General features: G+C 69.4%; 11 protein-coding genes. 5 read left to right on the top strand and 6 right to left on the bottom strand.

Features of this window, described 5'->3' with window-relative positions:
- The first annotated feature begins 45 nt into the window (after window positions 1-45).
- Complete coding sequence (locus tag VDQ83_RS06305; RefSeq protein ID WP_455434255.1) at window positions 46-735, top strand: aspartate/glutamate racemase family protein; 690 nt, start codon at window positions 46-48, stop codon at window positions 733-735.
- Between the two features lie 231 nt (window positions 736-966).
- On the opposite strand, the gene VDQ83_RS06300 is transcribed toward VDQ83_RS06305, so the two are convergent.
- Window positions 967-1,665 (bottom strand): phosphatase PAP2 family protein, encoded by a 699-nt coding sequence (locus tag VDQ83_RS06300; protein WP_455434254.1) that lies wholly within the window; start codon window positions 1,663-1,665, stop codon window positions 967-969.
- Window positions 1,655-2,920, bottom strand: a complete 1,266-nt coding sequence (gene ispG / locus VDQ83_RS06295) for a flavodoxin-dependent (E)-4-hydroxy-3-methylbut-2-enyl-diphosphate synthase (protein ID WP_263398138.1) — start codon at window positions 2,918-2,920, stop codon at window positions 1,655-1,657. The genes VDQ83_RS06300 and ispG overlap by 11 nt, the downstream gene beginning before the upstream one ends.
- Before the next feature lie 124 nt (window positions 2,921-3,044).
- Here ispG and VDQ83_RS06290 point away from each other — a divergent pair, with 124 nt between their 5' ends.
- From VDQ83_RS06290 to VDQ83_RS06280, 3 genes are all read left to right on the top strand, one after another.
- Window positions 3,045-4,268: an ATP-binding protein gene (locus VDQ83_RS06290; RefSeq protein WP_455434253.1), complete on the top strand. Its 1,224-nt coding sequence runs from the start codon at window positions 3,045-3,047 to the stop codon at window positions 4,266-4,268.
- Window positions 4,265-4,831, top strand: a complete 567-nt coding sequence (locus VDQ83_RS06285) for a response regulator transcription factor (RefSeq protein WP_455434252.1) — start codon at window positions 4,265-4,267, stop codon at window positions 4,829-4,831. The genes VDQ83_RS06290 and VDQ83_RS06285 overlap by 4 nt, the downstream gene beginning before the upstream one ends.
- A gap of 149 nt (window positions 4,832-4,980) precedes the next feature.
- Complete coding sequence (locus VDQ83_RS06280) at window positions 4,981-6,771, top strand: putative bifunctional diguanylate cyclase/phosphodiesterase (protein WP_455434251.1); 1,791 nt, start codon at window positions 4,981-4,983, stop codon at window positions 6,769-6,771.
- Window positions 6,772-6,855: 84 nt separating this feature from the next.
- Here the strand turns inward: VDQ83_RS06280 and VDQ83_RS06275 are convergent, their stop codons facing one another.
- The 3 genes from VDQ83_RS06275 to VDQ83_RS06265 all read right to left on the bottom strand — a co-directional run bounded on the left by VDQ83_RS06275 (window position 6,856) and on the right by VDQ83_RS06265 (window position 12,240).
- The gene (locus tag VDQ83_RS06275; protein ID WP_309915463.1) at window positions 6,856-8,418 is read right to left on the bottom strand and encodes a sodium/sugar symporter; all 1,563 of its coding nucleotides are present in this window, start codon (window positions 8,416-8,418) and stop codon (window positions 6,856-6,858) included.
- A 405-nt stretch (window positions 8,419-8,823) separates the two neighbouring features.
- On the bottom strand, window positions 8,824-11,421 hold the full coding sequence (locus VDQ83_RS06270) for a glycoside hydrolase family 3 protein (protein ID WP_455434250.1): 2,598 nt from the start codon (window positions 11,419-11,421) through the stop codon (window positions 8,824-8,826).
- 588 nt (window positions 11,422-12,009) lie between these two features.
- Complete coding sequence (locus tag VDQ83_RS06265; protein ID WP_263398133.1) at window positions 12,010-12,240, bottom strand: hypothetical protein; 231 nt, start codon at window positions 12,238-12,240, stop codon at window positions 12,010-12,012.
- 55 nt (window positions 12,241-12,295) lie between these two features.
- Between VDQ83_RS06265 and VDQ83_RS06260 the strand changes: the two genes are divergently transcribed.
- The gene (locus VDQ83_RS06260; RefSeq protein WP_455434249.1) at window positions 12,296-12,538 is read left to right on the top strand and encodes a hypothetical protein; all 243 of its coding nucleotides are present in this window, start codon (window positions 12,296-12,298) and stop codon (window positions 12,536-12,538) included.
- Here VDQ83_RS06260 and VDQ83_RS06255 read toward each other — a convergent pair.
- Window positions 12,535-13,689, bottom strand: a complete 1,155-nt coding sequence (locus VDQ83_RS06255) for a hybrid sensor histidine kinase/response regulator (protein WP_455434248.1) — start codon at window positions 13,687-13,689, stop codon at window positions 12,535-12,537. The genes VDQ83_RS06260 and VDQ83_RS06255 overlap by 4 nt on opposite strands.
- Window positions 13,690-13,716 lie beyond the last annotated feature (27 nt).

Raw genomic sequence — 13,716 nt, 5'->3', positions numbered from 1 at the left:
GCTTGCCGCATGTGCATCCATTTCGGGTGCCGTATGGAAAGGGGAATGAAGACCATCGGCCTGATCGGCGGCATGAGCTGGGAATCCACGGTGCCCTACTACCGGCACATCAACGAGACGATCCGCACGCAGTTGGGCGGGCTGCATTCGGCGAAGATCCTGCTGTACAGCGTGGACTTCCACGAGATCGAGCAGTTGCAGCAGGCCGGCGACTGGGACGCGGCCGGCGCGGCGATGGCTGCCGCGGCGCGTGCGCTGCACGCCGGCGGCGCCGATTTCCTGGTGCTGTGCACGAACACCATGCACTGCGTCGCCGATGCGATCACCGCCGCGGTGCCGTTGCCGCTGCTGCATATCGCCGATGCCACGGCCGCCGCCCTGCACGGCGCCGGGATCCGCAGGGTGGGCCTGCTGGGCACGCGCTTCACCATGGAACAGGCCTTCTACCGCGAGCGGCTGCAGCGCCACGGCTTCGATGTACTGGTGCCGGCGGCGGACCAGCGCGCCGAGGTGCACCGCATCATCTACGAGGAGCTGTGCCAAGGGACGATCCGCGATACTTCGCGGGCGCGCTACCGCGACGTGATCAGTGCGCTGCAGGCGCAAGGCGCCGAGGCGGTGATCCTGGGCTGTACCGAGATCTCGCTGCTGGTCGGCGCCGCCGACGCGCAGCTGCCGCTGTTCGATACCGCCGCGCTGCATGCGCATGCGGCGGCGTTGCACAGCCTGGCGTAGCGACGCGGCAGCACACGGCCGATCGCCGGTCTTCGCTGGCCGGATCGGGTCCGGCGAGCGGCCCGCAACGCCTGCGCCGAAAGCGGCTCAGCCTCGCTGAAGCGGTGTCGGCAACGAGCCGGAATGGACTCCCTGCACACGCATGCAAGGCGCTGCCGTGCAAAAAAGCCATGTGGCCGAAATCGCACGCGGCGGCGCCAGTTCGAGCTGGCAGCCGCTGCTCGCTTCCGCTCAGGAAGCGCGGCGGTGCCGCCAGCGCGGACGCCGTTCGCCGCGGAACATCAGCAGGTACAGCCCGACCACCCACACCAGCGCCGCGCACCAGCCGCCGAGGATGTCGGACGGGTAATGCACGCCCAGGTAGATCCGCGACACGCCGACCAGCAGCGCAAAGCTGCCGGCCAGCAGCAGCACCGGCCAGCGCCAGCGGGTGCGCCAGGCCAGCGCGACCAGCACCGCGGCCAGGGTCATCGAGCCCATCGCGTGGCCGCTGGGAAAACTGAAGGTGTGCTCGGGCGCGATCGACTCCCACAGGCTCGGCCGGTCGCGCTGGAAGAACTGCTTGGCGCCCATGTTCAGCAGCGCCGAGCCGACGAACGAAAACGCGGCGAACATGGCCTCGCGCCAGCGCCGCAGGCCCAGCAGCAGCAGCACGATCACCGTATCCAGCGGGATCACGCCGTACTGGTAGCCGGCCTCGGTGACGACGGTGAAGAACCGGTCCCAGCCGGGCGCGGCCAGCGCGCGCATGCTCCACAGCAGCGGTTCGTCGAAGTAGAAGTTCTCCAGCTCATGGACTTCGTCGGCCAGCTCGACGAACACGCCCATCGGCAGCAGCACCCCGGCAAACAGCAGGCCGATGCGCCAGGCGTTGCGGCGCAACCACTCGCGTACGCCGGCGGCGCGCTCGGCCGGAACCTCACCCGGCACGGCGGACGTACTTGGTTTCGACGTAGTCGTCGATCAGCGCGACGAACTCGTGGGCGATGTTCTCGCCACGCAGGGTGATCTTCTTCTCGCCATCGACGAACACCGGCGCCGACGGCGCCTCGCCGGTACCCGGCAGCGAGATGCCGATGTTGGCGTGGCGCGACTCGCCCGGGCCGTTGACCACGCAGCCCATCACCGCCAGGGTCATGTTCTCGGCGCCGGGATGGGTCACCTTCCACTCCGGCATCTTCGCGCGGACGTGGTTCTGCACCACCTTGGCCAGTTCCTGGAAGAACTCGGAGGTGGTGCGGCCGCAGCCCGGGCAGGCGGTGACCAGCGGGGTGAAGGCGCGCTGGCCGGTGGTCTGCAGCAGCTCCTGGGCGACGATCACCTCCTGCGTGCGCGACTGGCCCGGCTCGGGGGTCAGCGAGATGCGGATGGTGTCGCCGATGCCTTCCTGCATCAGCACCGCCAGCGCCGCGCTGGAGGCGACGATGCCCTTGCTGCCGATGCCGGCCTCGGTCAGGCCCAGGTGCAGCGCGAAATCCGAACGCTGCGCCAGGTCGCGGTACACCGCGATCAGTTCCTGCACACCGCTGACCTTGCAGCTGAGCACGATGCGGTCGCGGCCCAGGCCCAGTTCCACCGCGCGCTCGGCCGAATCCAGCGCCGAACGGATCAGCGCCTCGCGCAGCACGCGGCCGGCGTCCCATGGCGTGTCGCGGCGCGAATTCTCGTCCATCAGCTGCGCCGCCAGCGCCTGGTCCAGCGAGCCCCAGTTGGCGCCGATGCGCACCGGCTTGTCGTACTTCAGCGCGAACTCGATCAGCTGCGCGAACTGGGTGTCCTTCTTCTTGCCGAAGCCGACGTTGCCGGGATTGATCCGGTACTTGGCCAGCGCCTGCGCGCAGGCCGGCTCGGCCGCCAGCAGCTGGTGCCCGTTGTAGTGGAAGTCGCCGATCAGCGGCACCTCGATGCCCATCATCCGCAGCTTGTCGACGATGCGCGGGATCGCCGCGGCCGATTCGGCATTGTTGACGGTCAGCCGCACCAGCTCCGAACCGGCGCGCCACAGTTCGGCGACCTGCTTGACCGAGGAGGCCACGTCGGCGGTGTCGGTGTTGGTCATCGACTGCACCACGATCGGCTTGCCGCCGCCCACGACGACGCCTCCGACACGGACCGGCTGGGTGGAACGGCGCGCCCAGGGCGCGGCGTCGCTGGGGGGGGTGGGTCGGCTGACGGCGTCGTACATGCGCGCATTTTAGCGTGTGCGGCGGCCCTGCCCCACTCCCCGGCGGCACCGGTTCAGCCGAACGGCCGGCGCTGCGACGGTTTGTCGCAGACAGCCGCCGGCGCCAGCGCATACGATGCGCGCCATGACTTCCACCGACGCCTCGTTCCTGCGCACCCTGTGCAGCCTGCGCTGGCTGGCCACCGCCGGGCAGGCGGCGACGATCCTGGTCGCGACCTGGGCGATGCGGCTGCCGCTGCCGCAGGCGCCGCTGTGGTCGGGCGTGGCCGCACTGGCCCTGTTCAACCTGTATGCGCAGCTGCGCCTGCGCCATGCCGACACCGCGGCGCCGGCCACCGCCTTCGGCCACATCCTGGTCGACGTGACCGTGCTGACCTGGATGGTCGGCTGGAGCGGCGGCATCGGCAACGCCTTCGGGTCGCTGTTCCTGGTGCTGATCGCGCTGGCGGTGCTGGCCCTGCCGCTGCGCTGGGCGCTGGCGGTGGCGGTGGCCTGCGTGGCCGGCTACGCGGTCAGCGCGCTGTTCGGCCTGCCGCTGCCGCGCGGCCCGCACCAGGCGCTGGACCTGCAACGCTGGGGCATGGCCGCCAACTTCCTGCTGTCCACCGTCGTGGTGCTGGTGTTCTCCACCCGCCTGGCGCTGGCGCTGCGCGAACGCGAGCGCGAGCTGGCGCTGCTGCGCGAGCGCTTCACCCGCAACGAGGGCATCGTCGCCCTGGCCACCCACGCCGCCTCGGTCGCGCACGAACTGAACACGCCGCTGGCGACGATGACCCTGCTCACCGACGACATCGTCGAGCAGATCGAGCAGCCGGAGCTGCGCGAAGACCTGGAAACCCTGCGCGAACTGCTGGTGCAATGCCGCGAACGGGTGCTGGCGCTGGCCGCGCCGGCACAGCGCGCCGGCGGCGGCACGGTGTCGCTGGCGCACGTGCTGCACCAGTGGCAGTTGGTGCGGCCGACGGTGCAGCTGCGCCGCAACGTCGACGCGCCGCTGCAACTGCGCCTGGAAAGCGCGATCGGGCACCTGTTGCAGGTGCTGCTCAACAACGCCGCCGATGCCGGCGAACGCGCCGGCCATCCGCAGGTGGACCTGAGCGTGCGGGTCACCGGCAGCGAGCTGGTCGGCGAGGTGCGCGACTACGGCGGCGGCTTCGACGCCAACCAGGTCGCGCTGCCGGCCACCCTGTTCCGCAGCGGCAAGCCCGACAGCATGGGCGTGGGCCTGGCGCTATCGCATGCGACCATCGAACGCCTGGGCGGCGAATTGTGGACCCATCCCGCGCCCGGCCACGGCGCGCGGGTCGGTTTCCGCCTGCCGCTGCTCGCCCTGGAGACCCCCGCATGAACACCGACGCCCCGCTGGGCCTGCTGGTCGACGACGACCCGCTGTACCTGCGCACCCTGCAGCGCACCCTCGCCCGCCGCGGGCTGGAGACGCTGACCGCCGACAGCGGCGCCGCGGCATTGGCCCTGGCCACGGCGACGCCGCCGGACTACGCGTTGATCGACCTCAAGCTCGGCGACGAATCCGGCCTGGCCCTGATCCAGCCGCTGCGCGCGATCCGCGCCGACATGCGCATCCTGCTGGTCACCGGCTACGCCAGCATCGCCACCGCGGTGGAGGCGATCAAGCTCGGCGCCGACGACTACCTGCCCAAGCCGGCCACGGTGCAGATGATCCTGCGCGCCTTGAGCCTGGACGCGGACAGCGCCGAGGACGAGGACGGCGTCGAGCTGCCGGACGCGATGACCCCGCTCAGCCGCCTGCAGTGGGAGCACATCCAGCAGGCCATGCACGAGACCGGCGGCAACGTCTCGGCGGCCGCGCGCCTGCTGGGCATGCACCGCCGCTCGCTGCAGCGCAAGCTGGCCAAGCGCCCCAGCCCGCAGCGCGACCCGCCGCGCTGACGATCGCCCTGGCAGCGCCATGCGCCGCCGCCACGGCGGGCCGGCGCCGTGCCGCTGCATCCCTTCACATGCGGTCGTTCATCTTCCGCGCCGCCACCCCACCCGCACCGCGCCCCTCAAGTCGCCCATCCGCACGCCGCTACCGTGGCATGCATTCCTCTTCTCCTCCCCCGCCGCCGCCCGACGAATCGCGCAGGCTGGCCAGCCTGCGCCAGCTGTGCCTGCTCGACACGCCGGCCGATCGCGTGTTCGACCTGATCACCCAGCTGGCCGCGCGCACCCTGCACGCGCCGATCGCGCTGGTCTCGCTGATCGACGAGCAGCGCCAATGGTTCAAGGCCAGGGTCGGCCTGGATGTGCCGCAGACGCCACGCGACCAAGCCTTCTGCGCGCATGCGTTGCACAGCCCGGAGCTGCTGGTGGTGGCCGATGCGCAGCAGGATCCGCGCTTCCGCGACAACCCGCTGGTCACCGGACCGCCGTTCATCCGCTTCTACGCCGGCGCGCCGCTGCTGCTGGCCGACGGCAGCGGCCTGGGCACGCTGTGCGTGATCGACACCGAACCGCGCAGCACGTTCGACGCGCAATCGCGCCGCACCCTGCAGGAGCTGCGCGATCTGCTGCTGATGCGGATCGAGACCCTGCGCAACACCAGCTTCGTCGATGCGTTGACCGGCCTGCCCAACCGCAGCCGCTTCAACGAAGACCTGACCATGTGGCTGTCGCTGCAGAGCGCCGACCATCACGATACCGGCGTGGCGATCGACGTGTGCGGCACCGAGTACTTCCGCGACATGGTCAAGGCCTTGGGCTGGGAGTACGCCGAGGGCTACCTGCTGGCCGCGCGCGATCGTCTGCTCGCGGCGCTGGACGGGCCACCCGCCTACCGCATCGACACCACCAGTTTCGCCTTCGTCGTGGAAGGCAACGACCCCGCGCGCCTGGCGCAGCGTTGCGAACACGTGTGCAGCGCCTTCGCCGAGGCGATCGAGCACCAGGGCATCCCGCACGCGGCGACGCCGTCGATCGGCGCGGTGCGCCTGGACGGCACGCTGAGCGCCAACCACACGCTGCGCTCACTGACCACCGCGGTGGACATGGCGCGCCAGCGCGGGCTGCCGTGGAGCCTGTACGAACGCAGCCACGACGCCACCCAGCGCAACGCCTTCCGCATCCTGGCCGCGCTGCCGGAGGCGCTGGACGCGCGCGAGCAACTGAGCCTGCACTACCAGCCGCGGGTCAGCCTGCGCGACGGCGAATGCGTCGGCGTGGAAGCGCTGCTGCGCTGGCAGCATCCGCTGCTCGGCACGGTCGCGCCGAACGAATTCATCCCGCTGGCGGAAAAGACCGCGCTGATGAGCCGGATCACCGCCTGGGTCCTGCAGGCCGGCATCGCCCAGGCCGCGCTGTGGCAGCGGCAGGGGCATCATTTCAGCGTCTCGTTGAACGTCTCGGCGGTGGACCTGGAACAGGCCGACTTCATCGCCACGCTGCGCGAGCTGCTGGCGCGGCACGCGCTGGAACCGGGTCGCATCGAGATCGAATTCACCGAGAGCGCGATGATCCGGCATCCGCAACGCGTGGCCGAACAGCTGCAGGAGATCAGCGCGCTGGGGGTGAAGATCGCCATCGACGATTTCGGCACCGGCTACAGCAACCTCAGCTACCTCAAGCGCATCCCCGCCAACGCGCTGAAGATCGACCAGTCGTTCATCCGCACGCTGCCGAGCAGCCGCACCGACTGCATGATCGTGCCGTCGATGATCCGGCTCGGCCACGACTTCGGCCAGCAGGTGGTGGCCGAAGGCATCGAGACCGAAGAGATCTACGCCATGCTGCGCGAATGGGGCTGCGACGAGGGCCAGGGCTACTGGATCGCGCGGCCGATGCCGGCTGCGGCGCTGGACGCCTGGCTGGCCACGCCCTGGCGCGGCGCCTGAGGCGCGTCCGCGCCAGCGCCGGCAGCAGCCGCCGAACCCGCGGCGACCGCGGGCGCGCGGTCGCCGCCACTGCTCAGCGGTGGCTCACCAGAACACCGCGTACAGCGCGATCAGGATCGCGACCACGCCGACCGCGCCGATCTTGAAGCCGAGCGTGGTGCCGTAGCCGACGTCGTCGGTGCGGATCAGGTCGTGCGCCTGCCGGGCCGGGGTCGCCAGCGACACCGCCACCGCCAGCACCAGCGCCGCCACGAACACCACGCCGATGCGGTCCATGAACGGCAGTTCCGGCCAGGCGAACTTGAGCGCGAACGACAGCACCACCGAGCCGATCGCCGCGGTCAGCGCGCCGGCTTCGTTGGCGCGTTTCCAGAACAGGCCGAGCATGAAGATCACCACCACGCCCGGGGTGAAGAAGCCGGTGAATTCCTGGATGAACTGGAACCCCTGGTCGAAGTTGCCGAGCAGCGGCCGCGCGGTGAGGATGCCCACCAGCACCGACGCCACCGCGGCGATGCGGCCCACGCGCACCAGCTGCTTCTGTTCGGTCTGCGGGCGGAACTTGGCGTAGAAGTCCAGGGTGAAGATCGTCGCCACCGAATTGATCTTCGACGCCAGCGAGGCCACGATCGCCGCCACCAGCGCGGCGAACACCAAGCCGAGCACGCCGGTGGGCAGCAGTTGCATCATCGTCGGATACGCCTGGTCGGGCTTGGCCAGGTCCGGCGCCAGCACCACCGCGGCGATGCCCGGCACCACGATCACCAACGGCATCAGCAGCTTCAGGAACGCGGCGAACACGATGCCCTTCTGCGCCTCGCCGATGTCCTTGGCGGCCAGCGCGCGCTGGATGATGTACTGGTTGAAGCCCCAGTAGCTGATGTTCATCACCCACAGCCCGCCCAGCAGCACGCTCAGGCCCGGCAGGTCCTTGTAGAACGGGTTGTCCTTGGACAGGATCATGTGGAAGTGTTCGGGGTGCGCGTTCCACAGGTGCTTGAAGCCGGCCAGCACGCCGGCGCCGTCGCCGATGCGCGACAGCGTCAGCCCGGCCACCAGCAGGCCGCCCAGCACCAGCAGGGTGACCTGCACGATGTCGGTCAGCGCCACCGCCTTGAGCCCGCCGTACAGCTGGTAGACCAGCGCGAACACCCCGATCAGCGCCAGCGCCAGGGTCTGGTCCATGCCGGTGACCTGGCTCACCGCGATCGAACCCAGCCACAGGATCGAGGTCAGGTTGACGAACACGTACAGCAGCAGCCAGAACACCGCCATCAGCGTGCGGATCCACTTGCCGTAACGCTGCTCCAGGAACTGCGGCATGGTGTAGATGCCGTTGCGCAGGAAGATCGGCAGGAAGAACTTGCCGACGATCAGCAGGGTCAGCGCCGCCATCCATTCGTAGGAGGCGATCGCCAGGCCGATCGCATAGCCGGACCCGGCCATGCCGATGATCTGCTCGGCGGAGATGTTCGCCGCGATCAGCGAGGCGCCGATCGCCCACCACGGCAGGGTCTTGCCGGCCAGGAAGTAGTCCTCGGCGCTCTTGCTGTGCCCGGCCTTTTCCCGCGATACCCACTGCGCGAGCACGAAGATGCCCGTCAGGTAGACCAATACGATCGCCACATCCAACGTCGCCAGACCCACTGCACTTTCTCCCACGGGCCGCGGCCCTTCGCCTGTGTATCGATGAACCCGTCCCGGCGGGACGGCGCATGCTTGCACCCGATTCGCCGCGACCTTCGGCGATCAGGCGATAGAGACAGGCCTGCTTCGGAGGCAGGCTGTTGTGGGAGGGGCTTCAGTGCCGACGGACCTTGTCGGCCTACTGTCGGGGCTGAAGCCCCTCCTACAGGGGTTGCTGAGAGTTCTTGCCAATCGGGTGCCTGAACGCAGGAGCGCAGCCGTGGCGGTGCGGCCGCGCGGCTCACCTGCTCCGGCGGGTCCGTCTGCAGCGCTGGTGTTCCTGTCTTGCCACGCTTGCGTGCGTTTCAGCAAGCGACGACGCCGTTCGACAGGAACAGCGCCGCCAGTGCTCGCTCGGCGCGCGGCTCAGCGCACCGGGCAGTCGACCACGCTCTGCGCGTCGTTGCTGGCGCCCAGCGCGATCCGCGACAGCGACAGGTCCAGCGCGCCGTCGCTCTCGATCACCGGCAGCCGCTCCAGCTTGGCCACGTCGGCGCCGGCGACGCTGAAGCACTTCAACGGCACGCCCAGCGCGCGCCACTCGCCCTTGGGCAGCGCCGCCAATGCCTTGCCCAGATCGACCTGCGCCGCACAGCCGTTGCCGCAGCCCACGCCGATGGTCGTGCTGGCGCTCGGCGCCGCGTCCACCTTCAAGGTCAGGATCAGCTGCACGTCGCCGTTGCTCTCGCGCGACACGTCCACCGGCTTGGGCAGCACCAGCGCCACCCCCGCCTTGCCCTTGCCCGACCATTGCAGACGGCGCGCATCCTCCTGCGCCTTGTGGTCGACCGCGGTCATCCGCAGCGAACCATCGGCCAGCGCCGCCGGCATGGTCGCCGCCGGCAGATTGGCCTGGCTGGCGCCCTGCAGGATCAGGTTGATGCCCGCCGCCGGCTTGCCGCGCTCGAAGTACACCCCGCCCACCGCCTGCGCACCGGACACGCCCGAGACTTCGGACAGGCGGCTCAGATCGCCCTTGTCGGCATAGGTCAGGCCGTAGCCGAACGCGAACTGCGGGTTGTAGTTCTTCTGCCCGACATTGTTGGCGTACTGGGTCGCGCTGCGCGGCCAGGAGAAGCTGAGCTTGCCGTGGAAATCGTACTGGACGCCGCCATCGGGTTTGCGCAGCAGCACGTCGGCGACGCCGCCGCCTTCCGAGCCCGGCAGCCACGCGGCGACGAAGGCGTCGGCGGCGTTGATCTCGCGGTTCACCCACAGCGGGCGTCCGCTCAGGAACACCGCCACCACCGGAATGCCTTCGGCCTTGAGCTTCTTGATCAGCTGCAGGTCGCTGTCGTCGCCGGGCTTGTACAGCAGCGTGGCGATGTCGCCCTGGAACTCGGCGTAGGGGTTCTCGCCGAACACCACCACCGCCACGTCCGGCTTGGCCTGGTACGTGCCGTCGATCGCCAGTTCGGCGCTGCCGCCGGCGGCCTTGACCTGCTCCTGCAACCCTTCCCAGATGGTGTTGCCGTTCGGATAGTCGGCGCGTTTGGTGCCGGTGCCCTGCCAGTTCAGCGTCCAGCCGCCGGACTGCTTGCCCATGTCGTTGGCGCCGTCGCCGGCGACCAGCAGCTTGACCTGCGGCTTCAGCGGCAGCAGCTGCTTCTGGTTCTTCAGCAGCACCAGCGACTCGCGCACCGCCTGCCGCGCCACCGCGCGGTGCTCCGGTGCGCCTAGCAGCTCGAACTTGCCGCCGAGCGGGCGCTGCGACGGCTTGCCGGCCTCGAACAGGCCCAGCCGCAGCTTCACCCGCAGGATCCGCCGCACCGCCTCGTCCAGCCGCGTCATCGGGATCTCGCCCGACTTGACCGCCTTCAGCGCGCTTTCGTAATAGCCCTTCCAGCTGTCCGGCGCCATCAGCATGTCCACGCCGGCATTGAACGAGGCCGGGCAATCGTCGTTGCGGCAACCGGCGACCTGGCCATGGCCGTTCCAGTCGCCGACCACGAAGCCGCCGAAATGCATCTGCCCCTTCAGCACGTCGGTCAGCATCGGCTTGTTGCCGTGCATCTTCACGCCGTTGAAGCTGTTGAACGAGGCCATCACCGTCTGCGCGCCGGCGGCGATCGCCGGCGGATAGCCGGCGCCGTGGATGTCGCGCAACTGCTGCTCGCTGACCCGGGTGTCGCCCTGGTCCTTGCCGTCGGTGGTGCCGCCGTCGCCGAGGAAATGCTTGACCGAGGCGATCACGTGCGAGCCGTCGAGGAATCCAGGCTGCCCGGGCACGCCCTGCAGGCCTTCGACCACCTTGCCGGCGAAGCTGGCGACCACCTCGGGCGATTCGGAATAGCCTTCGTAGGTGCGGCCCCAGCGGTCGTCCTGCGGCACCGCCACGGTGGGCGCGAAGGTCCACTCCATGCCGGTGGTGCGGGTCTCGGCGGCGGTGACCGCGCCGATCCTGCGCATCAGCTCCGGATTGCGGGTGGCGCCCAGGCCGATGTTGTGCGGGAACAGCGTGGCGCCGACGATGTTGCTCTGCCCGTGCACCGCATCGATGCCGAAGATGATCGGGATCGCCGGGCCGTCCTTGCCTTTCTGCATCGACGCGTCGTAGTAGGCGTCGGCCAGCTTCAGCCATTCCGCGGGGCTGGCATCGTACTTGCCGCCGGGATCGGAATTGCCACCGGCCAGCACCGAGCCGATGTGGTACTTGCGCACGTCGTCCGGGGTCATGCTGGCGATGTCGCCCTGCACGATCTGACCGACCTTCTGCTCCACCGACATCTGCGCCATCAACTTGGAAATGCGCGCCTCCAGCGCCGCATCCTCGGCCAGCGGCCAGGCCGGCGACGGCCACAGCTGCGGATGGATCGCCGGCGGCGCGGCGGACGCGGCAGCCGTTGCCGGAGCCGGAGCCGATTGACCGGGGCCGGCCGCGGCCAAGGCCAGCAGGCCCAGCGCGGCGGCGGTGGCCAGCGCATTGCGAAGCGGCGCGGACACGCCAGCGGACTGTTTTTGCAAGATCTTCCCTCCCAGGAACTTGATGAGTGCGGCGCCCCTCGCCTCGCGGCCGGAGCGGCCCGGCGCGCAACCAGCCGCTTACGCTTTCGCAATTGGCGAACGGTGTCAACCGACAACGCGCGTATGCCGTGCGCGCAGGGTCATATCGGATTGCGCTATAGCAACGGAATACCTTCGAAGCCAGGACATACGCCCCGGAACCCATCTGCACCCGGGGACGCCCTGCCCGCGCCGTCGCCAAAATTGCTGCAGCACAACATGGCGCCGCGGACGGGCTGCGCAAAAGTGCGCGGCCGTAGGGTGCCGGCGCCGCCGACGCATGCGGCAAGACCCCACAGCGCATGCCAGGTAAAGGCGGACCATTGGCAGGCAGCGCGGATGCTGCCGTCCATATTTGCGATATGTGCGATGCAGCGATCGTCGATCGCCGCCCCGAGTAGGCCGGGCACTCCCGGCCTCCGCCCCAGGACCGGGACGTGATCGCCAGAACGCGCTGCGTACACATCGCAGCGCCATTCGACAACGGATCAGGGCGCCAGTCGCACCGCGGCATCGGCAAGGACCGGCGCCCGCCGCAACGCATGCGCCCTATCGATCGTTCGCAACGGCCGCGGTGGCGTCATCCGTACGGTGGCCTTGCTCGCTCGCAGTCGGCACCAGCAACTTCACGCACTTCTCGCAGGCGATGTCGATCTTCTCCAGACAATCGCGGACCAGTGCATCCTGGCCCAATTCCGCCGCACGCTTGGCCAGGCGGCCGGCCATGCAGATCGAGTTGACCTCGTTGCGGATGTCGTGCATCAGTTCTTGCTCGCTCATCGTCGTCCCTCGCTGGCGCATCCCCCACCACCGAGCATAGCCGGATGGCGTGAACATGGTGCGCAAATACACGGGCGTTTTCTTCACCTCATGCGCAGGTCGCGATCGTCTGCGCATGCGCCGGCGACCGCGTGCTCTCGCGTGGATCTGCGGCACGCCGAGCGCATGGCCGCCGGCACGCATCGCGCCGACGCCGATCGGCGCGCGCAAAGCCTCGCAAGGCGCCGCGCGCGCCACCCTGCAGGCGGCGCGCGAACATGCCTGCGAACGTGCGACGCCGCTATGCCGCCATGCCTAGTGCTGCTTGCGACGACGCGAACGCGTGTGGCGCCTGATCTCCGCCAGCAGCATGTCAATCGCCACCGGTTTGTTGACGTGCGAGGTGAACCCCGCCGCCAGCGCGCGCGCCACGTCCGCCTGCGCGCCGAAACCGGACAGCGCCAGCGCCGGCACGTCGCCGTAGTTCGGCAACTGGCGCAAGCGGGCGATCAGCGACAGGCCGTTCATGTCGGGCATGCCGATGTCCGACAGCACGATATCGAAGCGCGACGCGGCGGCGATCTCCAGCGCGGCCGCGCCGGTGGTGGCCACGCTGACCTCCGCGCCCTCCAGTTCCAGCAGCGCCGCCAGCGATTCGACGGTGTCGCGACTGTCGTCGACCACCAGCACCTGCAGGCCGGCGCAGGATTCGGCACCGAGATCGCTGTCGGGCAAGGCCGGCACGGCGACCGGTTTGGCCAGCGGCAACCACACCACGAAGGTACTGCCGTGGCCGAGGCCTTTCGACAATGCCTCGACCCGGCCACCCTGCTGGTCCACCAGCTGCCGCACCAGCGCCAGGCCGATGCCCAGGCCGATCTGCTTGCTCGCCGCCCGCGCCGCCGCCTGGCCGAACATGTCGAACACGCGCGGCAGGAAATCCGGGCTGATGCCCTGGCCGGTGTCTTCCACCGCCAGGCGGCCATAGCCGCCGACGCTGGAGATGAGCACGGTGACGCGGCCGCCGGCCGGAGTGAACTTGATCGCGTTGGACACCAGGTTCCAGACGATCTGCTCCACCCGCTGCGGATCGCCGCGCACCAGCAGGTCCTCGTCTTCGCAGACCAGGTTCACCTGCAGGTCCGAGGCCGCAGCGTCGGCCGACGCCACCTCCACGATGTTGCGCGTCAGCGGCAGCAACGGCAGGTCGCCGATGTTCAGATGCAACTTGCCCGTGCGGATGCGCGACAGGTCCAGCAGATCGTCGATGATCTTGGCCTGGCTGTGGATCGCGCGCCTGACCACATCCACGATCGCCATGCCCTTTTTGGACGCGCGCACTTCGGACATGCGCGACATCAGCTCGACGTTGACGCTGATCAGGTTCAGCGGATGCTTGAGCTCGTGCGACATCACCGCCAGGAAATCGCCCTTCAGATCCTGGTCCGCATCGCCGCCTGCCACCACCATCGCATTCGCGGCGTCGGCCGCCGTTTC

It is taken from the genome of Xanthomonas sp. WHRI 7945, assembly GCF_035026585.1.
This window is presented reverse-complemented; position numbering and strand designations above follow the sequence as displayed.